This is a genomic window from Bacillus velezensis, from assembly GCF_001461825.1.
GTDB classification, from domain to species: Bacteria; Bacillota; Bacilli; order Bacillales; family Bacillaceae; genus Bacillus; species Bacillus velezensis.
Map to the genome: position 1 here is coordinate 867,063 of NZ_LLZC01000012.1, position 24,884 is coordinate 891,946.

At 45.5% G+C, this 24,884-nt stretch carries 24 protein-coding genes and 1 other RNA gene; 18 read left to right on the top strand and 7 right to left on the bottom strand.

Going from position 1 to position 24,884, the window contains the following annotated elements; genetic code table 11:
• Positions 1-238 precede the first annotated feature (238 nt).
• From AR442_RS08465 to AR442_RS08495, 7 genes are all read left to right on the top strand, one after another.
• On the top strand, positions 239-1,480 hold the full coding sequence (locus AR442_RS08465; RefSeq protein WP_014418123.1) for a C40 family peptidase: 1,242 nt from the start codon (positions 239-241) through the stop codon (positions 1,478-1,480).
• Positions 1,481-1,562: 82 nt separating this feature from the next.
• Entirely contained in the window at positions 1,563-2,153 is a 591-nt protein-coding gene (locus AR442_RS08470; protein WP_014418122.1) for a superoxide dismutase family protein, read from the top strand.
• Between the two features lie 77 nt (positions 2,154-2,230).
• On the top strand, positions 2,231-3,121 hold the full coding sequence (locus tag AR442_RS08475; RefSeq protein WP_003153758.1) for an AAA family ATPase: 891 nt from the start codon (positions 2,231-2,233) through the stop codon (positions 3,119-3,121).
• Positions 3,122-3,131: 10 nt separating this feature from the next.
• Positions 3,132-5,048 carry a vWA domain-containing protein gene (locus AR442_RS08480; RefSeq protein WP_014418121.1) on the top strand — a complete coding sequence of 639 codons (1,917 nt, stop codon included), beginning with the start codon at positions 3,132-3,134 and terminating at the stop codon, positions 5,046-5,048.
• A gap of 227 nt (positions 5,049-5,275) precedes the next feature.
• Positions 5,276-8,110 (top strand): 2-oxoglutarate dehydrogenase E1 component, encoded by a 2,835-nt coding sequence (gene sucA, locus AR442_RS08485; RefSeq protein WP_014418120.1) that lies wholly within the window; start codon positions 5,276-5,278, stop codon positions 8,108-8,110.
• Positions 8,111-8,125: 15 nt separating this feature from the next.
• Positions 8,126-9,373, top strand: a complete 1,248-nt coding sequence (gene odhB, locus AR442_RS08490) for a 2-oxoglutarate dehydrogenase complex dihydrolipoyllysine-residue succinyltransferase (RefSeq protein ID WP_014418119.1) — start codon at positions 8,126-8,128, stop codon at positions 9,371-9,373.
• Positions 9,374-9,446: 73 nt separating this feature from the next.
• Entirely contained in the window at positions 9,447-10,193 is a 747-nt protein-coding gene (locus tag AR442_RS08495; RefSeq protein WP_053284880.1) for an MBL fold metallo-hydrolase, read from the top strand.
• Between the two features lie 30 nt (positions 10,194-10,223).
• On the opposite strand, the gene AR442_RS08500 is transcribed toward AR442_RS08495, so the two are convergent.
• On the bottom strand, positions 10,224-11,195 hold the full coding sequence (locus AR442_RS08500; protein WP_014418117.1) for a bile acid:sodium symporter family transporter: 972 nt from the start codon (positions 11,193-11,195) through the stop codon (positions 10,224-10,226).
• A gap of 203 nt (positions 11,196-11,398) precedes the next feature.
• Here AR442_RS08500 and AR442_RS08505 point away from each other — a divergent pair, with 203 nt between their 5' ends.
• Complete coding sequence (locus AR442_RS08505; RefSeq protein ID WP_007407975.1) at positions 11,399-12,736, top strand: sodium-dependent transporter; 1,338 nt, start codon at positions 11,399-11,401, stop codon at positions 12,734-12,736.
• Positions 12,737-12,775: 39 nt separating this feature from the next.
• On the opposite strand, the gene AR442_RS08510 is transcribed toward AR442_RS08505, so the two are convergent.
• From AR442_RS08510 to AR442_RS08520, 3 genes are all read right to left on the bottom strand, one after another.
• Positions 12,776-13,621, bottom strand: coding sequence for a superoxide dismutase (locus AR442_RS08510; protein WP_007611962.1), 846 nt, complete (start codon positions 13,619-13,621; stop codon positions 12,776-12,778).
• Positions 13,618-15,501: a terpene cyclase/mutase family protein gene (locus tag AR442_RS08515; protein WP_014418116.1), complete on the bottom strand. Its 1,884-nt coding sequence runs from the start codon at positions 15,499-15,501 to the stop codon at positions 13,618-13,620. Before AR442_RS08515 ends, AR442_RS08510 begins: the two co-directional genes overlap by 4 nt.
• A gap of 95 nt (positions 15,502-15,596) precedes the next feature.
• Positions 15,597-17,084 carry an aldehyde dehydrogenase family protein gene (locus tag AR442_RS08520; RefSeq protein ID WP_014418115.1) on the bottom strand — a complete coding sequence of 496 codons (1,488 nt, stop codon included), beginning with the start codon at positions 17,082-17,084 and terminating at the stop codon, positions 15,597-15,599.
• 183 nt (positions 17,085-17,267) lie between these two features.
• Here AR442_RS08520 and AR442_RS08525 point away from each other — a divergent pair, with 183 nt between their 5' ends.
• The 3 genes from AR442_RS08525 to AR442_RS08530 all read left to right on the top strand — a co-directional run bounded on the left by AR442_RS08525 (position 17,268) and on the right by AR442_RS08530 (position 18,315).
• Positions 17,268-17,471, top strand: a complete 204-nt coding sequence (locus tag AR442_RS08525; protein ID WP_029974235.1) for a DUF6501 family protein — start codon at positions 17,268-17,270, stop codon at positions 17,469-17,471.
• A 65-nt stretch (positions 17,472-17,536) separates the two neighbouring features.
• Positions 17,537-17,677, top strand: a complete 141-nt coding sequence (locus AR442_RS20305) for a DUF4025 domain-containing protein (RefSeq protein WP_003153781.1) — start codon at positions 17,537-17,539, stop codon at positions 17,675-17,677.
• Between the two features lie 293 nt (positions 17,678-17,970).
• The gene (locus AR442_RS08530; protein WP_003153783.1) at positions 17,971-18,315 is read left to right on the top strand and encodes a PH domain-containing protein; all 345 of its coding nucleotides are present in this window, start codon (positions 17,971-17,973) and stop codon (positions 18,313-18,315) included.
• A gap of 44 nt (positions 18,316-18,359) precedes the next feature.
• Here AR442_RS08530 and AR442_RS08535 read toward each other — a convergent pair whose 3' ends face one another.
• Together AR442_RS08535 and AR442_RS08540 are read right to left on the bottom strand one after the other, a co-directional pair.
• Entirely contained in the window at positions 18,360-18,593 is a 234-nt protein-coding gene (locus tag AR442_RS08535) for a hypothetical protein (RefSeq protein ID WP_003153785.1), read from the bottom strand.
• A complete protein-coding gene (locus tag AR442_RS08540) occupies positions 18,590-18,862 on the bottom strand; it encodes a hypothetical protein (protein WP_003153786.1) in 273 nt (90 codons plus the stop codon). Before AR442_RS08540 ends, AR442_RS08535 begins: the two co-directional genes overlap by 4 nt.
• Before the next feature lie 70 nt (positions 18,863-18,932).
• On the opposite strand from AR442_RS08540, the gene AR442_RS08545 reads away from it, so the two are divergent.
• The gene (locus tag AR442_RS08545; protein ID WP_021493906.1) at positions 18,933-19,415 is read left to right on the top strand and encodes an Hsp20/alpha crystallin family protein; all 483 of its coding nucleotides are present in this window, start codon (positions 18,933-18,935) and stop codon (positions 19,413-19,415) included.
• Here the strand turns inward: AR442_RS08545 and AR442_RS08550 are convergent.
• The gene (locus AR442_RS08550) at positions 19,402-19,635 is read right to left on the bottom strand and encodes a hypothetical protein (RefSeq protein ID WP_021493905.1); all 234 of its coding nucleotides are present in this window, start codon (positions 19,633-19,635) and stop codon (positions 19,402-19,404) included. The two genes, AR442_RS08545 and AR442_RS08550, sit on opposite strands and share 14 nt — an antisense overlap.
• A 92-nt stretch (positions 19,636-19,727) precedes the next feature.
• Between AR442_RS08550 and gerPC the strand changes: the two genes are divergently transcribed.
• The 6 genes from gerPC (at position 19,728) to AR442_RS08580 (ending at position 24,846) form a co-directional block, all read left to right on the top strand.
• On the top strand, positions 19,728-20,108 hold the full coding sequence (gene gerPC, locus AR442_RS08555; protein WP_014418112.1) for a spore germination protein GerPC: 381 nt from the start codon (positions 19,728-19,730) through the stop codon (positions 20,106-20,108).
• An 82-nt stretch (positions 20,109-20,190) separates the two neighbouring features.
• Entirely contained in the window at positions 20,191-20,682 is a 492-nt protein-coding gene (locus tag AR442_RS08560; RefSeq protein WP_017417961.1) for a TraR/DksA family transcriptional regulator, read from the top strand.
• A 144-nt stretch (positions 20,683-20,826) separates the two neighbouring features.
• Positions 20,827-21,453 (top strand): FMN-dependent NADH-azoreductase, encoded by a 627-nt coding sequence (locus AR442_RS08565; RefSeq protein WP_003153791.1) that lies wholly within the window; start codon positions 20,827-20,829, stop codon positions 21,451-21,453.
• 215 nt (positions 21,454-21,668) lie between these two features.
• Positions 21,669-21,854, top strand: a non-coding RNA gene (gene ssrS / locus AR442_RS08570) — 6S RNA.
• Positions 21,855-21,961: 107 nt separating this feature from the next.
• Positions 21,962-23,740 (top strand): DNA helicase RecQ, encoded by a 1,779-nt coding sequence (recQ, locus tag AR442_RS08575; RefSeq protein ID WP_014418110.1) that lies wholly within the window; start codon positions 21,962-21,964, stop codon positions 23,738-23,740.
• A 236-nt stretch (positions 23,741-23,976) separates the two neighbouring features.
• Entirely contained in the window at positions 23,977-24,846 is an 870-nt protein-coding gene (locus AR442_RS08580; protein ID WP_007407985.1) for a 3D domain-containing protein, read from the top strand.
• Positions 24,847-24,884 lie beyond the last annotated feature (38 nt).

A 24,884-nucleotide genomic window follows, 5' to 3' on the forward strand; every position in this document is an offset into this window, starting at 1 on the left:
TGTATGAAAAACAGACAAGAAAGGTGGAATGTCGCGGAAAAAAGCCATGTTATGAAAATGATTCTAAAGTCTTTTGTGAAATGTTCTCAATTTATGTAAAATGTGTGGCATTGGTGATGATCTAAGGCCAAATGAATCGGAATTAATGTCGACTTCTGAATGAATCCTGCATAACAGGCGGCGTCCAAAGAAAAGGAACGTCCCTTTCAGCAATGATAAATAGGAGGTTTTTCGTTATATGAAGAAAAAAATCGCAGCCGGTCTGGCTGTATCTGCAGTAATGACTTCAACCTTCGCCGTGCATCCAGCTGAAGCAAAAACCATTCAAGTAAAAAGCGGCGACTCTCTTTGGAAGCTTTCCCGGCAATATCATACAAGTATTTCAGCCCTGCAGGCGGAAAATAAACTGAAATCAACGATACTCCACCCAGGACAGCGGCTGCACATTCCTGACGGCAGCGGCACACATAAAACGGGTCAAAAAGGAAAACGAAGTACGGGTGCTTACACAGTTACATACGGAGACTCATTATGGGTGATCGCAAAAAAATACAAAATGAGCGTTTCTGAGCTGAGAAGCCTGAACCGTTTGAATTCAGATGTCATCTATCCCGGCCAGAAACTGAAAATTAAAGGGTCTGCCGGCGGCACGGACGGAGGCGGCAGACAGACAAAGCCTGATAAAGGCGCATCAGGGGCTTACACTGTGAAGCCGGGTGACTCGCTGTGGAAAATCGCCAATCAAACCGGCGTCACCATCGCCGAACTGAAAAAGCTGAATCAATTAACATCAGACATGCTGTATCCGAATCAAGTGTTAAAGATCAAAGGTTCTTCACATAACGGAAACAGCGGCACAACACCGCCATCTCATTCAAACCCTTCTGAGAAGCCATCCACTTACAAAGTAAAAGCAGGCGATTCCCTCTGGAAAATTGCTAATCGGTTCGGCATCACAGCTCAGCTCATCAGAGAAAAAAATAAATTGACAACTGATGTGCTTCAAATCGGACAAGTTCTGGTGATTAACGGAACGGGAAAAACAGAAGATCCTGTGCGGCAGCCGGATAACAAACCGGCAAAGCCAAACAAGCCGAATACTCCCGAACCTCCGGTGACAGGGTCAAAGATTGACAGAATGATAGGCGAGGCGAAAAAACATGTCGGCGTGCCTTACCGCTGGGGAGGCAATACGCCTGCGGGCTTCGATTGCAGCGGTTACATCTATTACCTTTTAAATAAGGTAACCTCTGTTTCCCGTCTGAGCACGGCCGGATATTGGAATACGATGAAACATATCAGCCAGCCGTCAGCTGGCGACTTCGTCTTCTTTACGACATATAAAGCGGGCCCTTCTCATATGGGAATGTATTTGGGCGGAGGAAATTTTATTCACGCAAGCTCCTCCGGGGTTGAAATTTCAAACTTAAGCAACCCATATTGGAAAAAAGCGTATTTAGGAGCGCGCAGTTATTTTTAAAAAAAGCCTTTCGGGGCTTTTTTTGTTTACCATTTTTACGTTTTGACAAGACTGATGGGTAAAAAAATAAGGGGGAGGAAGCATGAATCGTCTCTTGCTTTTTCTCATGCTCGCATCAATTACGCTTTGCGGCTGCGGGGGGGGACCCGCTCCTGTTCCGCCCAAAAAACATGAGGAAAGCCGCGCATTGGAAGCATCTGCATACCGTGAGCATGCCGGACTCATCAATCAAAACGGAAAAACGATCGGATATATCGAAGTGAGGGAATCTGATGATGAAGGATCAGACATTCATATATCAGCGGGGCATCTGCCGCCCGGTACTTCTCTCGGATTTCATATTTATGAAAAAGGGACTTGTCAGGCACCTGATTTCGAATCAGCCGGCGGTCCGTTCAACCCTTTGAACAAAGAACACGGCTTTAACAATCCGATGGGTCATCACGCCGGGGATCTCCCCAATCTTGAAGTGGGGGCTGACGGTAAAGTGGATGTCATTATGAATGCGCCGCAAACTTCATTAAAAGAAGGGAGCAGACTCAGCCTGCTCGACCGGGACGGAAGCGCGTTCGTCATTCATGAACATACGGACGATTATTTAACAAACCCGAGCGGAAATTCCGGAGCCAGAATCGCCTGCGCTCCCCTGACAAAAAGCGCCCGCAGGGAATGAGCCCTTTTGTATTGAGTATACAAGGGCTTTTTTAGTATACTCGGTTATGGAATACAAATGGAAAGGAAACATCACCTATGACTTCAGAATTACAGCACCTATCACTTCCGGAAGATATACAAAACAAACTGCAGGCTTATCAAAATCATCCCGTTTCCCAAGAATTCCGGGATTTAATCGGATCATCAGGCTATGAGGCCGAAGATAAAGCGATTGTATTCGATGCCGTCATCGCTTTGACAATGGGAAAAAATATCTTATTAAAAGGACCGACGGGCTCAGGGAAAACAAAATTGGCGGAAACGCTTTCGAACTATTTTCATAAACCGATGCACAGCGTCAACTGCTCCGTAGACCTTGATGCAGAAGCGCTTGTCGGCTATAAAACGATTGAAAATGAACAGGGACAGGCGACAATTGAATTCGTTCCCGGACCTGTAACAACCGCAATGAACGAGGGACATTTTTTATACATTGACGAAATCAATATGGCAAAGCCTGAAACCCTTCCGATTCTAAACGGCGTGCTTGATTACAGAAAAATGATGACAAATCCCTTTACAGGAGAAGTGATTAAGGCAAGCGAAGGATTCGGTGTTATCGCCGCGATTAATGAAGGCTACGTCGGCACCGTTCCGCTGAACGAAGCCCTTAAAAACCGTTTTGTCATCATTGATGTTCCGTATATTAAAGGAAGCCTCCTGAAACAGGTGCTGACCTCTCAGTCTGTCTTAAAAGATGAGAAATTAATTGAACGCTTTATGACGCTGTCTTCTGATTTAATCGCACAAGCGCATAACGGACAAGTGTCAGAAGAAGCGGCGTCCATCAGGGCTCTCATTGATACGTGCGACTTGGCTGCGTACATCCCGCCGAAACGGGCGATTGAAAGAGGCATCGTAGAAAAACTTGACGACGACAGGGAAAAAGCCGCTGTCAGAAATATTGCAGAAACGCTGTTCGAATGAGGGACATACAATGAAGTTTATCAAATTTAACGACAGCACGATTGATTCGTTTTTGTTCATGATGCTGACTGATCTGGCCAAAACACTGACCAGAAGCAGTGAAGTTGAAGTGGAATACGGCGTGCAGTCTTACTACAATCCCTTTGAAAAGAAAATTTACATGAGCCACTTTTGGAAAGACCGCTCAGCCGGGGATATGGAAGCCGGCCTGAAAAGCGATGTCTATTTGCGCGCTGTCGGAACACGCAGCAGCTCATTTCGGGAATTTGCGGGGTTTTTAAATGACGTTCACCGGCACTTTACCCGCCAAAGCTTTGCCAAGCAGCTGTTTATGCTGCTTGAGGATATCAGAATTGAAGAGCTGATCAAAAAAGAACGGCCGGGAACGAAACGTGTTTTTCAGAAGCGGAGGGAGATGTACAGGAAATATTTCACGACGCAGCTGACATTGAATTTAGAACGGAGCATTTTCACCGACGCTTTGTATTGCGCGATGTTTGTCAAGCTGACGGCTGAGTCTCCGCTTGAAGGCATTCCTTCCATGCATGAACATATTGATATGATGATACCGTATATTGAACGTCAGCTCATCCGGGTGTATGAGGCGGATTCTACGGAACAAATCGCAAGAATAACGGAAGACCTCATGGAAGGCCTTGATGAAGTGCTCGAGAAAGATATGCTGAACACGTACTTTTTTCTGCCGGAACTTGATTACGAAAAAGCGGCTGAAGAGCCTTTATTCGAAAGTGTAAAAAAAGCGCCTTCGTTAAGTGACGATCTCACGCTCCCTGAGTCTTCCGACGGAGATGAAGAAATCCTTGAAGAGAAAATGAATACGTGGCACCGGGAAACCGAAGCGCCGGCAAAAAGTTTCCTTCAATTTGATATTGAGCACGGCGCGAAATCAGATCTTGGGAAAGACGCGGCCAGAGAAGGCGATGACGGTGACCAGGCGCTCGGCTCCGTTCAAGGTTCCGCACGTCAGACGAAAAGAGAGGATTACTCCAAACTGGAAGCGCTTGAATCCATTCAGGATGAACATGAGGGCACGGGGCTGGCTGACGGAAAAGAAAATAAATTTGCCTTCCCGGTTTATCAAACGCCTCATAAAGCGTCTCCTGAAGAGGAGCAGTCTTATAAAGAACAGGCAAAAACGATAGAATCATATCAAAAACGCCTGAAGCAGATGATACAAAAAACACTTGAGCACAAAAAAACGCTCCCGCGGACCGACCTTCACGCAGGCCGGCTGAATCGCAAACTGATCCGTTATTTTACGGAGCGGAACCCGCGCCTTTTCTATAAAAAGCAGGACCCATCTTCAGACATTGACGCCGTTTTTACATTGCTTGTCGATTGTTCGGCCAGCATGTTCGACAAAATGGATGAAACAAAAAGAGGGATCGTTCTTTTTCATGAAGCCTTGAAATCAGTGTCCGTACCGCACCAGATCGTCGGATTTTGGGAGGATACGAACGAAGCGACCGAAACGAGCCAGCCGAATTTCTTCAATACCGTCATTCCGTTTGAAGAGTCGCTGCTGCAGGCGGCGGGTCCGCTGATCATGCAGCTTGCGCCTGAAGAAGATAACAGAGACGGATACGCCATCAGACAAATGACGAAACAGCTGATGCGGCGGAGTGAGGCGCAAAAATTTTTAATCGTGTTTTCAGACGGAGAGCCGGCAGCATTCGGATACGAACAAAACGGCATCGTCGATACGAGCGAGGCTGTCATCGAAGCGAGAAAAAAAGGGATAGAAGTCATAAATGTTTTTCTGTCCAATACTGCGATAGAAGAATCACAGATGAAAACCATTCAGGATATGTACGGAAAGTACAGTATTTTTGTTCCGGATGTCGATCAGCTGCCCGATGTGCTGTATCCGCTCTTGAAAAAACTGCTTCATAAAAGCATAGGATAGGCTTTTTCCTATGCTTTTTCGCTTTTTATTTTAAAATGATTTAATTTTTTCGGTATTGATCTGTTTTTTTTACTATTTTGTGAACAATCAAGGTAGAATCCAAACGCAATCAGTGGTAAAATATCCTTGGAAGCGTTTTTATTACATAATTTTGGGCACAGCGTTCAAAAGTTATTTCAAGATAGTGAATTGATCACTTGATTATCTAGGTTGGGGGTAATATTCAAATGTTTCAAAATAATATGAAACAAAGAATGAATTGGGAAGATTTTTACGGACCGAACCTCGGCTACGCACTGGAGCTGTACGACCAATATGCTGAAGATCCAGACAGCATTGATCCGGATCTGAAAGACATGTTTGACGAACTCGGCGCTCCGCCAAGCCAAATAAAAGAGGCATCGGGAACAAAGGAACAGGGACGCGTCACCGCAGATCTGATTCAAAAGATCGCAGCAGCAGTTAAACTTGCAGAAGATATTCGAACCTATGGCCATCTGAACGCTTCCGTCAATCCGCTCAGAAAGGATCCGAAAAAGAGCGAGCTCTTTCCGTTATCCGAGTACGGGCTTACAGAAGAAGAAATGAAAGCAATACCCGCGTCTGTCATCTGTAAAGACGCACCTGCCAATATAACAAACGGCTTAGAAGCCATCCAGCATTTACGCAATACCTATAAAAGAACCATCTCCTTCGAGTTTGACCATGTGCATGATTTCGAAGAGCGCGCATGGATTACAAAAATGGTCGAATCCGGAGAACTGTTCCGGAAAAATTCACCGGAAAAACTGTCAGCCGTTTTAGAAAGACTGACGGAAGTAGAAGGATTTGAACAATTTTTACACCGGACATTCGTCGGTCAGAAGCGTTTCTCAATTGAGGGATTAGACGCGCTTGTGCCGGTTCTTGACGACATTATCGCCCAGTCTGTGAAAGCGGGCACAACCAATGTCAATATCGGGATGGCGCACAGAGGCCGTTTAAATGTGCTTGCGCATGTGCTCGGCAAACCGTATGAGATTATTTTCTCAGAATTCCAGCACGCGCCGAATAAAGACCTTGTGCCGTCTGAAGGATCGACCGGCATCAGCTACGGCTGGACGGGCGATGTAAAATATCACCTCGGTGCAGACAGACAGCTTCAGGATGCTGAAACCAAAAGCGCGCGGATTACGCTTGCAAATAACCCGAGCCACTTGGAATTCATCAATCCGATTGTGGAAGGAAGCACGCGGGCGGCACAGGAAACAAGAACGCAAAAGGGGTACCCGGTTCAAGACGAAACAAAATCGCTCGCCATTTTAATTCACGGTGACGCAGCGTTTCCGGGAGAAGGCATTGTCGCCGAGACGCTGAACTTAAGCTCTCTGAAAGGCTATCAGGTCGGCGGGGCCATTCATATCATCGCCAATAATATGATCGGCTTTACAACAGAAAGCGATGAATCACGGTCCACGAAATATGCCAGTGATTTGGCGAAGGGCTACGAAATCCCGATCGTTCACGTCAACGCGGATGATCCGGAAGCATGCCTGTCAGCCGTTAAATTTGCGGTTGAATACCGGAAGCGGTTCAATAAAGATTTCTTAATCGATTTAATCGGATACAGACGGTACGGCCACAATGAAATGGATGAGCCGTCAACGACACAGCCGATGCTGTATGACGCCGTCAGAAAACACCCGACTGTCAAGCGGATCTTTGCGGAAAAACTCGTAAGTGAAGGACTGATCAGCGAGGAACAAGCGCAAAACATCGAAACGGCAGTGACAAAACGAATTGAAGACGCCTATAAAAAGGTGCCCGCCAAAAAAGAAGACGCCGTACGGGAAATTGAATTGCCGGAACCGGTGTCCAACGGTTTTCCAGACGTTGACACAGCCATTGATTTTGATGTTCTCCGCAAGCTGAACGGCGAACTTATCAACTGGCCGGAATCTTTTAACGTGTTCGGCAAGCTGAAAAGAATCCTGGAAAGACGTGCAAAAGCGTTTGATGATGACCGTAAAGTTGAATGGTCATTGGCTGAATCACTTGCGTTTGCTTCCATTTTGAAAGACGGCACGCCGATCCGGCTGACCGGACAGGATTCAGAGCGCGGAACGTTCGCTCAAAGAAACCTTGTGCTGCATGACAGCGAAACAGGAGAAGAATTTGTTGCCCTCCATCACTTAGACGACTGCGCTGCTTCATTTACGGTGCATAACAGCCCGCTCTCTGAAGGATCGGTTCTCGGCTTTGAATATGGATACAACGTGTATTCGCCTGAAACGCTTGTGATGTGGGAGGCGCAGTACGGGGACTTTGCCAATGCGGCTCAAGTCTATTTTGATCAATTCATATCTGCAGGACGGGCAAAATGGGGACAAAAATCAGGCCTGGTCATGCTGCTGCCTCACGGTTACGAAGGGCAGGGCCCTGAACACTCCAGCGGCCGCGTCGAGCGGTTCCTGCAGCTGGCGGCGGAAAACAACTGGACGGTGGCCAACCTGACAAGTGCGGCTCAGTATTTCCACATTTTAAGAAGACAAGCGAAAATGCTGCTTCGTGAGGAAATCCGCCCGCTTGTGATCATGACGCCGAAGAGCCTGCTGCGCAACCCGAATACGGTATCTGAAGTGCAGGAACTGAGCGAAAGCCGATTCAAGCCTGTCTATGAGCAGTCCGGACTTTCCCATGCTTACGAAAAAGTGACTCGCGTCGTATTATCAAGCGGAAAAGTGTCAATTGATATCAGCGATCACTTCAACAAAATGGAAGGCGATAAGGATTGGCTTCATATTGCCAGAATCGAACAGCTGTATCCGTTCCCGGCAAAAGATACGAAGGAGCTTTTCGCCAAACTGCCGAACCTGCAAGAGATCGTTTGGGTTCAGGAAGAGCCGCAGAACATGGGGGCATGGAGTTATATCAGCCCGTATCTGACGGAAATCGCGCCAAAAGGAGTAAATGTCCAATACATCGGCCGAAGAAGACGATCCAGTCCCGCAGAAGGAGATCCGACAGTCCACAAAAAAGAACAGGAACGCATTGTATCTGATAGCTTGACTCGCAAAAACTAAGGGGGAAATGTAAAAATGGCGGAAATTAAGGTACCTGAATTAGCAGAATCAATCTCAGAAGGAACGATAGCCCAATGGTTAAAGCAGCCCGGTGATTATGTAGAACAGGGTGAGTACTTGCTTGAACTGGAGACGGACAAAGTAAATGTTGAATTGACAGCAGAAGAATCGGGTGTTCTAAAAGAGGTATTGAAAGATTCGGGTGATACCGTCCAAGTAGGAGAAATTATCGGTACCATTACAGAAGGCGCTGGCGAAAGTTCTGCACCCGCCCCTTCAGAAAGTGCTCCAGCCAATGAACAAACGAAAGAGGAAGCAAAAGCTGAACCTGCTGCACAAGAAGTCAGCCAGGAAGCACAATCAGAAGCGAAATCCAGAACGATAGCGTCTCCGGCTGCACGCAAGCTGGCAAGGGAAAAAGGGATTGATCTATCACAAATTCCGACGGGGGACCCGCTCGGCCGCGTGCGCAAGCAAGATGTGGAAGCTTATGAAAAACCGGCTTCAAAACCTGCGGCACAGCCGAAACAGCAGGCTCAAAAAACACAGCAAAGCTTTGACAAACCTGTCGAAGTGCAAAAAATGTCCCGCCGCAGACAGACGATCGCGAAACGATTGGTTGAAGTGCAGCAGACTTCTGCGATGCTGACTACATTTAACGAAGTTGACATGACGGCCGTTATGAATCTAAGAAAACGCCGTAAAGACCAATTCCTTGAGCAAAACGATGTAAAACTCGGTTTCATGTCGTTCTTTACAAAAGCCGTCGTGGCTGCATTGAAAAAATTCCCGCTCCTTAACGCTGAAATTCAAGGCGATGAGCTGATCGTGAAAAAATTCTATGACATCGGTATCGCTGTCGCGGCTGAAGAAGGGCTTGTCGTCCCAGTCGTGCGTGACGCTGACCGCCTGACGTTTGCCGGCATTGAAAGAGAGATCGGCGAACTTGCGAAAAAAGCGCGAAACAATAAATTAACATTAGGTGAGCTGCAAGGAGGCTCCTTCACGATCACAAACGGAGGTACATTCGGATCGCTTATGTCAACACCGATCCTAAACAGCCCTCAGGTTGGGATCTTAGGTATGCACAAAATTCAGCTGCGCCCAGTAGCGATTGATGCGGAGCGCTCTGAAAACCGTCCGATGATGTACATCGCTTTATCATATGATCACAGAATTGTAGATGGTAAAGAAGCGGTCGGATTCCTCGTCACCATTAAAAACCTGCTTGAAGATCCGGAACAGCTGTTGCTGGAAGGATAATTTGAGACAGACAAAAAGTACACTGCCCTTACAAGCAGTGTACTTTTTTTATTGAGAGAAGGGGAGAATTTATATGCAAAGCTGTTATCCGCTTGAGATCGAATTTGAATATAATGAAGAATTGCATTCTATCACTCCGGTTCTTCTGCAAGACGAACATGACACGATATTAATAGACTGCGGATATCCCGGTTTTACAAACCATCTTCAACATGCTGCCGCCCGGCATGGAATGTCGCTTCATTCATTGACAAAAATTATTGTAACGCATCACGACATAGACCATATCGGCTCACTCGCTGCATTATACCGTTTGCATCCGGATGTCAGCGTGACAGCACATGAGCGTGAAGCGCCGTATATTGATGGCTCTAAAAAATCTTTACGGCTTGAGCAGGCTGAATCAACGTTTTGTTCATTGCCAGAGGATGCAAAGCCTTATGCAAAACAGTTCATCCGCTCGCTTCAATCAGTCGAATCGGCTCCAGTTCACCGGACAGTTACTGACGGCGAGCTGCTGCCTTGGTGCGGAGGCATTCGCGTTGTAGCCACGCCGGGTCATACACCCGGCCATATCAGTCTTTATCTGCCTGCCGAAAAAACAATGGTCACAGGTGATGCGGTCGTCATTGAAGACGGAAAGCTGAACCTTGCTAATCCTAGCTATACGTTACATATGGATGATGCGGTCCGTTCTGTGCGGCGGCTGCTCGATTACGATATCCGCCAATTGATTTGTTATCATGGAGGTCTATTTCAGGGGGATGTGAAAAAAGCGCTTTTGCGTCTGTTTCGTGATTTGCAGAATAAAAAAGGATAGGAGCGGCCAGTCTATCCTATCCTTGTTCAGTTATGAAAACGGAATCTTTGCCGTTTCTTCTACCTCGGCGCTGTTTTTCTCTTTTTTCTTAGACCAGTAGGTGGCAAGAACAGACCCCGACAGATTGTGCCATATGCTGAAAATTGCGCTCGGCACGGCTGACAAAGGGGAGAAATGCGCTGTCGCAAGCGCTGCGCCCAGTCCGGAGTTTTGCATTCCGACTTCGATCGCAATCGCTTTTTGTGAAGCATAATCCATTTTGAACAGCTTTGCAGTCAGGAATCCTAACAAATATCCGATTCCGTTATGTAAGATGACGACAGACACAATCAGCAGTCCTGATTGAAGCAGATGCTCACGATTTACGCTGACGACAGAGGATACAATCGCTACGATGCCGATTACCGACACGAGAGGAAGCGCGTGCACGGCTTGTCCGACCTGTTTTTTGAAGAACAGCTTCACAATCACCCCGAGGACGATCGGCAAAAGCACGGCTTGCATAATGGAAACAAACAGTGAACCGAAAGAAACGGGGAGCCACTCTTTCGCAAACAGCATAATAAGTGCCGGCGTTACAATAGGAGCAAGCAATGTTGAGATCGTGGTGACCGCAACAGAAAGCGCCGTATTGCCTTTCGCCAAAAACGTCATGACGTTTGATGCCGTACCGCCCGGACAGCATCCGACCAGAATGACGCCCGCGGCGATTTCTGCGGGGAGGCGGAGCCCGATTGATAAACAGAAAGCCGTAAGCGGCATAATCGTAAACTGGGCAGCGACTCCGATCACGACATGCCAAGGCTTTCTGATTAATTCTTTAAAATCGTCTGCTTGAAGAGTAAGCCCCATCCCAAACATAATAATACCAAGGAAAATCGTCATATAAGAACTGATCCAAGAAAACAAATCAGGGCAGGCGAATCCTAAACCGGCAAAGACGATAACCCACAAGCCAAAGGTTTGGCCCGCAAACCCGCTTGTTTTTTTCAGCCATTCCATAAACACAGCTCCTTTTACATTCAATCAATCAGTCAGAAAATATGACTGACTTTTCTGTATTCCATTATAAATAATTTTCTGAATAATTCAATATTAAATATAAGTTTTCAATAAAATTATTATGTAAACTAACATCTTCTTGACTATTCAGACATATATTCTTACAATTGATTTTTATACTGAAATGAATTGGGAGTGCTGAAGTGAAAGAAGCTAATCAATGGTCATCTAAGCTGGGATTTATTTTAGCTACGGCCGGCTCTGCAATCGGGCTCGGCGCAATATGGAAGTTCCCTTACGTAGCGGGAACCAGCGGAGGCGGCGCTTTTCTGCTTGTTTTTATTTTATTTACTGTTTTAATCGGACTGCCGCTTTTGCTTGCTGAATTTATTATCGGCAGAAAAACACAAAAAAACGCCGTTGAATCCTATAAGGCGCTCGCGCCGGGGAAAAAGTGGCACTGGATCGGATATCTCGGAATCATTACGTGTTTTATTCTATTATCCTTCTACAGCGTAGTGGGGGGATGGATATTAATCTACATTATAAAAGGCTTTACAGGCGGTTTATCGCTTTCTTCGGGATTTGATACGTTATTTATCGATACCATTTCAAACCCTTATGCAGCCGTTTTCGGCCAGCTGCTGTTTATCGTGCTGACGATTTTAGTTGTGGCAAAAGGGGTGAGCAGCGGCATCGAAAAGGTAAGCCAGGTGCTGATGCCGGCTCTGTTTATTCTGTTTATTCTTTTAATGATCCGCTCCGTTACGCTGCATGATGCAGCGAAGGGATTAAAATTCTTCTTCATGCCTGATTTTGGCGCGATGGATGCCAATACCATTTTATATGCGATGGGACAATCATTTTTCTCGTTAAGCGTCGGAGTGTCCGTAATGGTTACATACAGCGCATATTTAGAAAAAGAAGAAAATATTGTTCAATCCGCCGTATCGGTGACGGTATTAAATGTCCTTGTTGCTGTGATGGCGGGAGTGGCGATTTTTCCGGCGGTGTTTGCATTCGGCCTCAAGCCGGATCAAGGCCCGCAGCTTTTATTTAACGTGCTGCCGACTGTCTTTAACCAAATGCCGTTGGGCATCGTGTTTTTACTCGCCTTTTTGCTGCTGTTTTTATTTGCGACGCTGACATCGGCTTTTTCAATGCTTGAAATTTTAGTTGCTGTTTTGTCAAAAGGCGATTCGGCAAAACGGAAGCGGTATGCATGGATCGGGGGACTTGCTATATTTATTGTCGGGGTCCCTTCGGCGCTGTCGTACGGAATTTTGAGTGATGTTTCTATTTTTCACCGCAGTATTTTTGACGCTGCGGATTTTCTGGTCAGCAATGTCTTAATGCCGCTGGGCGCGCTTTTAATTGCCGTTTTCGTACCGCTGAAAATTCCGAAACAGATGTTGTTTGACGAACTGAAAAGCGGTTCCGGTATAAAACGAAAATGGTTTGCAGTCTGGCTCCTATTAATCCGTTATGTGGCTCCTGTAGCCATTATTATCGTTTTTCTGCACGTGCTTGGTATTTTTTAAACCAAAAGAAGCACGCCCCCGTTCAAGACGGGGGCTTTTTTAATAAAGCGGCCATATCACGCGGTGCGCTTGCTCGAACCGTTTCTCCGCCTCCCGCCAATCAACGACATTCCACCATTGATCCACGTAAGCCGCGCGGTCGTTTTTATATTGTAAATAATAAGCGTGTTCCCACACATCCAGCGGAAGCAAAGGAATGACGTCCCACTGGCTGTAGAGCTGATGCTTCTCAGCGGCCAAAATCTCCAGCCGCCCGGCGCGCGGCGCCCAGACTAGGATAGCCCAGCCGACTCCTTCGACTTTTTTCGCCGCTTGAGAAAATTGCTCTTTAAAAGCGGAATAGCTTCCGAATGACACATCAATCATTTGAAAGAGTGCACCCGTCGGCCGTCTTTTTCCGTTTGGATTCATCGAAAACCAGAAAATACTGTGCAAATAATGGCCCGCGCCGTGAAACGCCAATTGCCGCTCCCAATGTGCCACTAAGTCGTACTGTTTCGTCTGTCTCGCTTTTTTGAGCTCCAGTTCTGCTTTATTCAGACCGTCAACATAGCTCTGATGGTGTTTGGTATGGTGGAGTTTCATAATCTCTCTTGAAATATACGGTTCCAGTGCGGAATAACTGTAAGGCAGTTTAGGGAGGACATGCTTGCCGATCGGCACATAGGCTCTGCGCTCATCCGGCTCTTCGGGTTCAGTAATGTCCCGGTAAAGTGCTGATGCCTGTTCGTACCATTCCGCCTCCGTTAATCCATCATCCTGAAGGGTGTGAAAAATCCGGTCGATTTGTGCCGCGAAGCGATCGAACCGACCTTGTTGAATGACTTGTTCCTTCAAGGTTTCACACCAATTCAGCATCTCGGTTTGATAAGCGTGCCGTTTCATTTTTCTTCCTCCTTTTCACTCATTTTCATAAAAGTGCTGAGCGCAAGCAAAGAAAACACATACGGGTAGCTGTGATATCTGATGTAAAACTGTTTCGGCAGGCCGATTCCAGTCGGATAGCTGAAAGCGGCTCCTTCGTAATGCCGGTTTTCAATAAGAAAAGATATGCCTTTTGTGACGGCTTGATGATGAGGTTTTTCGTATTGCAGCAAAGCTTCGGCCGCCCAAGCCGTCTGTATAAGCGTCCCGTAAGAAAGCGGAACATAGGTTTTCTCTTCTGCACTTTTACAGGATTCCCCCCAGCTTCCGTCCTCGTTTTGAATGGACTTCAGCCAGCGGATCGCTTTTTTTACGGCCGGGTGGTTTTGGCTCACGCCGCAAGCCTTCATCCCTGTCAGCGCCGCCCATGTGCCGTAAATATAGCAGACACCCCATCTGCCGTACCACGATCCGTCCTCTTCTTGATGGCGGATCAGCCATTGGACGGCTTTTTCAATCTGAGGGTGATCAGAAGAAAGCCCCGCTTCTCCTAAACAGTGCAGCACCCGTCCGGTTAAGTCGCTTGTTGAAGGATCGATGGCAGCTTCCTCAGCCGATTCCAGCGGCAGCAGGCGGACCAGCGGATGATTGACATTTTTCTCAAAAGCAGAGAAGCCGCCGTCACTGTTTTGCATGGACAAAAGCCAGCTCAGTCCGCGTTCCCATGAGGCGGGATAAAGTTTTCGCGGAATGGCTTTGAGCACTGCGGCTGTGTCATCACAATCAGGATTATTTGTATTAATGTTTGAAAAACCCCATCCTCCCGGTTCAGCATGCGGGTTGTGAACGGCCCAATCAGCGACTTTCGTCTGCTGCCGTTCACGCAGAAACCGGGCGGCGCTGGTTATCATCTGATCGTTATCTGGGATGCCGCTTTTCATAAGCGCATAGCTGAGAAGCGCCGTATCCCAAACGGTCGACGTTGAATTTTCCAGGTACGGTATATTGCCGCAAGACGTGAGCAGAGCTTTCGTGCCGGCAAGCGCTTTTCTGATAACGGGGGAGTGGCGCGATACACCGAGAGCGAGCAGGCCGTACACCATAAAAATAGTGGCGCTCGCATAGCTGTATAATGTGCCGTCTTCTTCAATCCGGTCAAGCATATACGTTTTGGCCGTACGCAGACCGAGCTGGTGAAAAGCGGCAGGAATCTGCAAAAGCCGCTTCCAGTGCGCGAAAAGAGAAGAGAGGTCTCTGTTCTCATCCTGATCGGAACGAAGCCATGTAAACGGATTTTTAGTCATATGCCGATCTAAATGCGCGAGAGACGGAACGTTGGGATTTTTCAGCGAAAATCTTTTGTTAAGCGTCACGGCCATCGGTACAAAATGAATACGGGCGTATGTACTGAACTGGTAAAAATGCAGCGGGAAGGATGGGGGAATGACTAAGAAAGATAATGGCAGATGCAGCGCGGGCCATGGATAAAGGCCGTTTGCCGCAAGCATCCACTTTGTCATGAAGTGTACGTTGCGCAAGCCGCCATTTGAGATGATAAAGCGTTCGGCCTGAATCATATGCGCCTCAGAACGGCTATATAAACCGGAAGCCAGCAAGCCGGCATAGCCCTGTACAGTGGCGGTCACATTTCCTTTCCGGTCATCAGGATAGTTGGCAAAAGTTCCGTCCGGGCGCTGTTTAGCGCGAATGCCTTCTGCAAGCTCAGCGATCAGTTCTTTATCATTGTCTCCAAGAGAAGTGAGGAGGAGGATCAGAAAGGCGTTTGTCAAAATCGGTCCTTCAAAACAAAATGACCATGAGCCGTCCGCATTTTGCGTTTCTCTTAATAGGGAGATGGTTTTCTTTTGGCGGCTTCTGACGTTTTCATGAATTGTGCTCACACTCGCTCAACTCCTTCAGAAGCATATATATTCATATGTAAAAGGCCGCATGACAAAAGAAAGAAACTGCTGACAGGCAGCAGTTTCTTGTTTGATTAATCTTCCAGATTGATCCAGACGCTTTTCACTTCTGTATAATTATCCAGAGCGTAAGAGCCCATTTCCCGCCCGAGGCCGGATTGCTTATAGCCGCCGAAAGGAGATGCCGCATCGAAAACATTGTAGCAGTTGACCCAAACGGTGCCGGCTTGGAGACGGTCAGCAATGTAATGGGCGTTTTTGACATTCTCAGTCCAAAGTCCGGCTGCAAGGCCGTATTCCGAGCGGTTCGCCCGCTCAATCACTTCATCTACCGTATCATACGGAATGGCGGCTAAAACCGGGCCGAAAATTTCTTCTTTTGCGATGGTCATGCTGTCATCCACATCCGCAAATACAGTCGGGGAGACAAAATACCCTTCTTCAAACGGGCAGCTGCCGCCCGCGACAGCTTTGGCTCCTTCCGCTTTTCCTTTTTCAATATATGAAAGCACGCGCTCATGCTGTTCCTTACTGACGAGCGGGCCGATTTGTGTATCTTGGTGAAGGCCGGCGCCTTGCTGAAGCGATTTCGCATATGAAACCATTTCGCTGACGACCTCATCATATTTGTCTTTGTGAATGAAGACACGGGAGCCTGCACAGCATACCTGCCCCTGATTAAACATGACCCCGTTTAAAGCGCCGGGAATGGCTTTCTTCAAATTGGCGTCAGGCAAAATGATGTTAGGTGACTTTCCGCCAAGCTCCAGTGTCACGCGTTTAATTTTTTTTGCGGCTTTTTCCATGATTTTTTTGCCGATTTGTGTAGAACCGGTAAAAGCGAGTTTATCGACATCGTCATGGTTGGTCAGCGCTTCCCCGGCCGTTTCGCCGAACCCTGGGACAATATTGATGACGCCGTCAGGGAAGCCCGCCTGATCTATTAATTCCGCTAAATAGAGGGCAGTCAGCGGTGTCTGCTCCGCCGGTTTCAAAACGATTGTGCAGCCTGTGGTAAGGGCGGCGCCCATTTTCCACATCGCCATAAGGAGCGGGAAGTTCCAAGGGATGATCTGCCCCACGACGCCGACAGGCTCATGGCGGGTGTAATTAAAATATGAGCCGGCGACCGGAATCGTTTGTCCGGTTATCTTTGTAGACCACCCGGCATAATAACGCATATGCTCAATTGCGAGCGGGATATCCCCATTCGTCGTTTCATTAATCGGTTTTCCATTATCAAGTGTTTCAAGCTGCGCGAGTTCCGTTTTGTGCTCTTCCATTAAATCGGCAAGCTTATACATCAGCCTGCTTCTGGAAGCGGCCGGCATAGTGCGCCATTCGCCGTGATCAAAGGCTTTGCGTGCCGCTTTCACTGCACTGTCAATGTCTTCTGACTGTGCCTCGTAAAGCGTCATCAGCGTTTCCCCGGTTGCCGGATTCGGTGTGACAAATGTTGATCCTGAAGCGCTCGGAACAAATTTTCCGTCAATATAAAGCTTCTTCGTGCCCTGTAAAAATGTTTCCAGCCTTTTTGTGATCTGCATCGTTAAAGAACTCATTCGTAACAAACCTCCCGAAATTTTTTTATGGTCTGTTTTGAGCATCTTGATGTCCGCGCAAAGTAAGCGCATACAGTCATTCTATAATAACACCTCCGGTAAAATCAATCGATAACCGTTATTGCAATTCACAAGAAAAAACGGCTACAATAAGCTTATCGATTAAGAAAAGGAGTTTTATAAATGATTCATAATAATTGGCAGACAAAAGAAAGCGTCAAAAAGGTCAAATGCGTACATACAGATGCGAAAAAATACATTGTCAAAAATGTGCTGACGCCGGGTAAAGAGTATAAAGTCAAAAATGAAACAGAAGAATTCATTTTTGTTGTAGACAATACAAACAAAGTCGGAGGCTTCTACAAAGAGTATTTTGAAGAAGTTTAAAGCTGAATGAATTTATTTTGCCTGAGCCATACTAAAAAAGACTACATATAAAGGGTGGTTGCAAAATGAAAAAAACAGAGCAAGACAAACAAAATAAAACATCAGATCAGCTTCAGCAAGTGCAACCTGAAGAAGGCACCGACACGACGATGGAACAAATTTCAGATACCTATAAAGAAGGAACAATTGAAGATACGGATCGTTGATGTTTTGTTGAAACCGCGGCATTGAAGAAGCCGCGGTTTTTTATGGCGAAAATAAAAAACTGACTTTTCGAAAAAAACACCGTTTTATTGAAACCTTTTCTTTCGCTGAACCGTACTACTTCATAACAGCGGCACCTTTCGCGAAGAGCTTTTTTGATGAACGTTCTAAAAATGTAATCTGTTCGTAATGGTTTAAATGCCGTCTATGTCGTATTCTTATATAGGGATAAAGAACTTATTTTTTTATGATTGTAATAAAACAATAGTATAGAAGCAGAAAGTGGGGTTCTTCATTGGGAATTTTTTCTGTCAGCAGATCAACCGACACAAAAAAGCTGGAGGCTTTGCTCGTTGAGGGAGAACGGATCGAAACGATTTATAAACTGCGGGTTGACCAAATATGCTTTACGAATAAACGAGTGATTTTCTTTGATAATAAAATGTTCTCCAAAAAGAAAGTGCGCGTATTTCTTCCATATAAAACAATTGAAAGCTTCGCCATTCAAGAAGCAGGGATGTTTGATCCCGATACCGGGCTTGTATTAATGACAAGGGGAAAAACTTTCGAATTGGAATTTGCAAAAGAAACGGACTTGACTGAGGTTCAAGCCATCTTAACAAAATACTTATGCAGTTAAATATCACATAAAAGCCATCCGAATGCATGCGGATGGCCTTTTTATTATATAATGCTTGTTTTTCCGGAGTTCGAATCAATGAGATCCGGATCAGCAATAGAACTGATGGGGATATAAATCGGCGCCAAATCACCATTTTCTTCACCGAATCCGTAGTTGATCTTATTGGATAAAAAATAATCGATTTGCTGATACGGGCCGATCGTAATGGAAGAACCGCGGTCGACTGCATTTACTTTAAAGCCCCCTACATTTACCAAAACCGGCGAAAACATCATAATGGGCCTCCTTTTCCGGCAGGAATTTTATCGCATGCAGACTCAAAGGTAGATGGAGAATCAATTTGATCCCGGTCATCCACTTTGCCGTTCGTGCCGATGAAGCCGCTTGCATCTCCGAAGTTCTGTCCGTATCCCTGATTCTTTTTATCAGAATTCTGCCATTCCGCCAGTAAATTTTGTCCGACATTCACCGCTGAAGCATTTTCAAAGGAATTAATTTTCAACATGAAAATATTAATATTGATATATGGAGTTGGTTGAACCACAGGCAAACCTCCTTTAATACAGGTGTATGCCGGCTGTTATGACCGTATGCTTAGACAGGGGGCGATAAAAATGGATTTCGATAAGATGAAGCAATGGATGGAAATGGCGCAAAACATGTCCGGCGGCGACTTTTGGAAAAACGTTTTTGATGATGAACAACTGAAATCATTTCAAAACGGCCATTCTCATTTTCCCTTTCAACAGGGAGATGGGCAAATGAGAAGAAATGAGGATGCTTTTCCTCTTATAGATATTGTGGAAACCCATGATGAGCTCCAATTTTTACTGTATCTGCCCGGCTACCGCAAACAAGATGTTCAGCTGCTGTCCTACGGAGAATATATCGTCGTAAAAGGCACGAGAAAATCCTTTTTTAATGAACAGGATTTTAAACAGAAGACCGGAAAATACGGCGATTTTGAAAAAAAACTCGACCTTCCGCATTCCGCTCAGGGAACGAAGGGAATGCAGGCGGTATTCAAAGACGGGATTTTATATATATCGATTGCTAAACATCTGGGGGAGGCAAGCCAGATCATTATCGAAGGCTGACCTTGTTTGCTGTGCCATCTATCAGATCTGAATCATCGATACTCATGATAGGGATGACGACAACGGTGCAATCACCGTTTTGTTCACCGTACCCTTCATTTCTTTTATTGGCTGCTGTGTTTCTCACCATAACGGAAGAGCCGGTGTTAAAAGCTGCTCCGCCGCTGATTCCGTTCATTTTTATATACTCAAAGTTGATAACGGATGGAAAAAACATCATGATTCGCCTCCTTTTTGTATATCATGTTTATATATTCGCAATGCGGGACGCATAGAACTTTCCAAGAGTGACGGGGAAAGAAGTGATTTTCTTTGAAAAAAATAATGAAAGAGATTTTCAAAAAAGTGTGTGAAGAAGAATTAGACCGGCTTAAGAAAGTGGAACAACAGCTTGATGAGCTTCAGGATAAGTGTCATTTTGAGCCGCAAACGGTTGAAGGGGAAAAAACATATGTCCATATTGAGCACGTCAAAGTGGACAAGGTTGAATACAATATTGATTTTGAAAAGCTGAGTATAGAAGAGCTGAGCGGTATGCTGAATATCGGCGCCACTTACCATACACCGGTGCACAGGCTTAAACAAGCCTGCGCTGAAGAATGTCGGGACAACCCGCAAAATGATGCTGCGAAAGAAAAAAGCCAGACAAAGCAGCAGACACCCAATGTCACCATCAGGGGAAGAAAGCATTGACCCCGTTGTTTCAGCCTCCTTTTTCGAGGGTATGTATTAACAGATGCAGCGAAGAATACAGACGAAAAAGGAGATGATGAATATGTCATTATCAAAAGAACAGCAGGACAGCCTTTATCATAAATTAATCGATTTAAAGGAAAGTCTTCAGGGAGAATCAAAAGAAAATCATTCAATGAGCGAAGACACAGGAGAACTGTCGAACGGAGTAGATAATCACTTAGCTGATCACGGAAGCATTTATTTGGACAGGGTCACGAATCAGACGCTGGACGGTGTCGATCAGAATCTTTTAGATGAGGTGCACGCCGCGCTTGAACGAATGGATAAAGGAACATACGGGATTTGCGAGAAAACGGGAAAAGAAATTCCTTATGAAAGACTTGAAGCTGTGCCGTACGCCAGAATGACCGTCGAAGCGCAGCGAGAAACAGAAGGGGATGTGAAAACAGACGCTCCGTCATATGAAAGGGAATTTCACGAGCAGGTGAAAGACCTCTCAAATAAAGAAACCGTTGATCAAAAAAGCTCACAAACTTACGAAATCCTGGATCGCGAGCAGGATTCACAATAATAGCAGCAGGTACATTCATATGTACCTGTTTTTTTATTCCATAAAAAATCTCAGAATCGAAATAAAATCATTGACTTTATATAAAAAAGAAAGTAACATACTATTTGTAAGTAAATATTAAAAGATTACCGGGAGGAATTTAGAATGTCTCAAGTATTATTTGTAAAATCAAGTGATCGTACGGCTGAAGAAGGCGTATCCGTAAAATTATACGAAGCGTTTCTGGCTGCTTATAAAGAAAACAATCCGAATGATGAAGTGATCGAACTTGATCTTCATAAAGAAAACCTTCCTTACCTCGGAAGAGATATGATTAACGGAACATTCAAAGCTTCAAAAGGAATTGAAATGACAGACGAAGAGAAAAAACAAGCGTCAACTGCTGACATTTACTTAAATCAATTCGTCAAAGCTGACAAAGTCGTGTTTGCATTCCCACTTTGGAACTTCACAGTGCCTGCTGTGCTTCATACTTATGTTGATTACCTGTCTCGCGCAGGAGTTACTTTCACATACACGCCTGAAGGCCCTAAAGGTCTGATGGGAGATAAAAAAGTAGCGCTCTTAAACGCACGCGGCGGCGTATATTCTGAAGGACCGATGGCATCTCTTGAAATGTCATTAAACTTCATGAAAACCGTTCTCGGTTTCTGGGGTGTCCAAGATCTTCATACTGTTGTCGTTGAAGGCCATAATGCTGCACCGGATAACGCTCAAGCGATCATTGAAAAAGGACTGCAAGAAGCGAAAGATCTGGCTGCAAAATTCTAATTTCCATTAACTCTTGCGCCCATACAGGGTGTGAGAGTTTTTTATATTATAGAAGAAACTGGCGGCAGCTTTCGATCTGATCTTATATTGATATATTGATATTTTGTCGAAAAAACAATTTTTATGTAGAATAAAGCATTTTTCACAAAGAAAAAAGGTTTTCTGTAAAAGAATTAACCCTCTTGCCAAAATACGACTGATGGTGTAGGATATAAGAGAAGCTACATTGTTCGTATTGTTAATTAAGTTTTAACCTTTAAGCTGTAATAGGGAGTTTTATATCGAAGCCGGAATGTCATGCCTCCATTGCAGAGGACGACAGGAACGCTTCTGCAAACACCCACTTTGAGGAGTGGTGGTTTAAAACTTTCTTACTTGCGTACGGCATACGTAGCGAAAGCCATTTCCCTTGCGGAGATGGCTTTTTATTTTGAATTGCCCTTGAGCAGCGTACTTTATCTGTATGATAAAATGAAAGAATCAAAGACAAAGTGAGGTTTTACAACTTATGCTGGATAAAGCCCAATCCCTTCTGGCGCATTATTTTGGTTACGACAGTCTACGCGCGGGCCAAAAGCAGGCGATACAATCAGTTGCAGAGGAGAGAAAAAACACGGTCTGCATTATGCCGACGGGGGGCGGAAAATCAATCTGCTATCAGATTCCCGCACTGCTGTTTGAAGGAACCACAATCGTTATTTCCCCTCTTATTTCCTTAATGAAAGATCAAGTCGACGCGCTTGAAGAAGCGGGTATCGCGGCAGCTTATATTAACAGCACCCAGACAAGCCGTGACATTCATGAGCGCCTGACCGGTTTGAAACAAGGGGCTTACCGGCTCTTTTACATTACACCGGAGCGTTTGACTTCTTCTGAATTCATTCACATCCTGCAGAATATTACGGTTCCTCTTGTCGCCATTGACGAAGCTCACTGTATATCGCAATGGGGACATGATTTCAGGCCGAGTTACCGGAATATCGAAATCCTTTTTAATGAATTAAAAGAACCGCCCGTCATCATCGCATTAACGGCGACGGCTACGCCTGAGGTTCATGATGATATCTGCAAGCAGCTTCATATTAAGAAAGAACAAACTGTATATACCGGTTTTGCCAGAGAGAATTTAACGTTTAAAGTAGTAAAGGGCGAAAACAAAGACCGGTTTATCGAGCGGTATCTGGAAAAAAATAAACACGAAGCCGGCATTATATATACAGCGACAAGAAAAGAAACCGACCGTTTATATGAGAAATTAAAGCGCAGCGGCATCAATGCCGGCCGTTATCACGGCGGATTGGCGGATGATGACAGAAAAGACCAGCAGGAGCGGTTTCTTAACGATCAGATACAAGTGATGGTAGCTACGTCCGCTTTCGGAATGGGAATCGATAAGAGCAACATCAGGTTCGTTTTGCACGCGCAGATTCCGAAAGATATGGAGAGCTATTACCAGGAAGCCGGACGGGCCGGGCGCGATGGTCTTAACAGCGAGTGTGTGCTCTTATTTTCGCCGCAGGATATTATGGTGCAGCGTTTTTTAATAGACCAATCGGCCGCCGGAGAAGAAAAACAAAAGCAGGATCTCAAAAAACTGAGACAGATGGTGGATTACTGTCATACGGAAGATTGCCTGCAGCGGTTTATTCTGAAGTATTTCGGCGAGAATGAGGCGGAAGCTTGCGAAGCATGCGGCAATTGCACTGATACAAGGACCGCCCATGACGTCACAAAAGAAGCGCAGATGGTATTATCATGCATCATCAGAATGAATGAGCGCTTCGGAAAAACGATGGTGGCGCAGGTGCTTAGCGGCTCAAAAAATAAAAAAGTGCTGGAAAACAGCTTCAGCAGCCTGTCCACTTACGGCATTATGAAGCATCAATCCGCAGCGGAAATCAGTGATTTTATCGAATTCCTTATTTCAGATGAATATATCAGAATGGCGGACGGCACATTTCCGACGCTTATGGTCACCCAAAAAGGCAGGGACGTTCTGCTTGGAAAAAGCGCAGTCTCGAGAAAAGAAGCCTTACAGGCCGCCGCCGTTACCGAAAATGATGAATTATTTGAGCTTCTCCGGCGTCTCCGCAAAGAGATTGCAGCTGAACAGGGTGTGCCTCCATTTGTCGTGTTCTCGGATCAGACGTTAAAAGAAATGTCGGCGAAACTTCCGAAAACAGATCAGGATCTTCTTTCCGTAAAAGGGGTCGGGGAACAAAAAAGATTGAAATACGGAGCGGTTTTTTTAGAAGAAATCCGAAATTATGTAAGAGAAACAGAGTGAAAAAAAGTTTTTTTTAGAAATTTGCACATTGTGTTTTTCATTGGCGCCGGAAAAATCAGAAGCTTGAAAACCCTTGCTGTATCAAGGTTTCAGCAAGACTTACCAAGCGAGAGAAATGTTTCATGTAAAGGAACTGTAATCTAATTCAAATCGTTTTGTTATTGAACTGACATTTTCATATGTTACGATATCACCTGTTAGCCGCCAATAAAAAGCTAACAAGGGAGGATTTACTTATGAAGAAGACGATTATGTCCTTTGTCGCAGTTGCAGCAATTTCAACAACTGCATTCGGAGCTCACGCTTCTGCTAAAGAAATCACGGTGCAAAAGGGTGACACGCTCTGGGGGATCTCGCAAAAAAACGGAGTGAACCTAAAGGACTTAAAAGAATGGAATCAGTTATCTTCTGATTTAATCATTGAAGGAGAGAAACTGACTATTTCTTCAGTAGAAACAACCACATCTGGGCAGTACACAGTGAAGCAGGGCGACAGCCTCTGGAAAATTGCTCAGAAATTCGGAACATCAGTCGGCAATCTGAAAAGCTTGAATAACTTGCAATCAGATATAATTTACGCAGGCACAACGTTAAATGTGAAAGGTCAGGCTCAGGCTGCACAGCCGGCTCAAGAAGCCAGCCAGCCGCAAACTGAACAAAAACCAGCTGCCGAGACAGAACAGCCGAAACAAGAAGCTGTTAAAAACGAGCAGCCTAAACAAGAACCTGTTCAAGAACAACAACCTAAACAAGAAGCGAAGGCTGTCGAAGCAAAACAGCAGCCTGTTCAATCAAATACAAACCAACAAGAGCCTAAAAAGCAGCTGACAATGACTGCAACTGCTTACTCTGCTAACGACGGCGGCATTTCCGGTGTAACGGCAACCGGTGTTGACTTAAACAAAAACCCTGATGCAAAAGTCATCGCGGTAGACCCTAGTGTCATTCCGCTTGGCTCTAAGGTTTATGTTGAAGGTTACGGAGTGGCAACAGCAGCAGATACAGGCGGCGCAATTAAAGGAAATAAAATTGACGTATTTGTTGCAAAGAAAAGTGACGCTAACAACTGGGGCGTCAGAACAGTAAATGTTAAAGTATTAGACTAGTTTCATATAGAGATGAAGAACACAAGGCGAAATGCTTT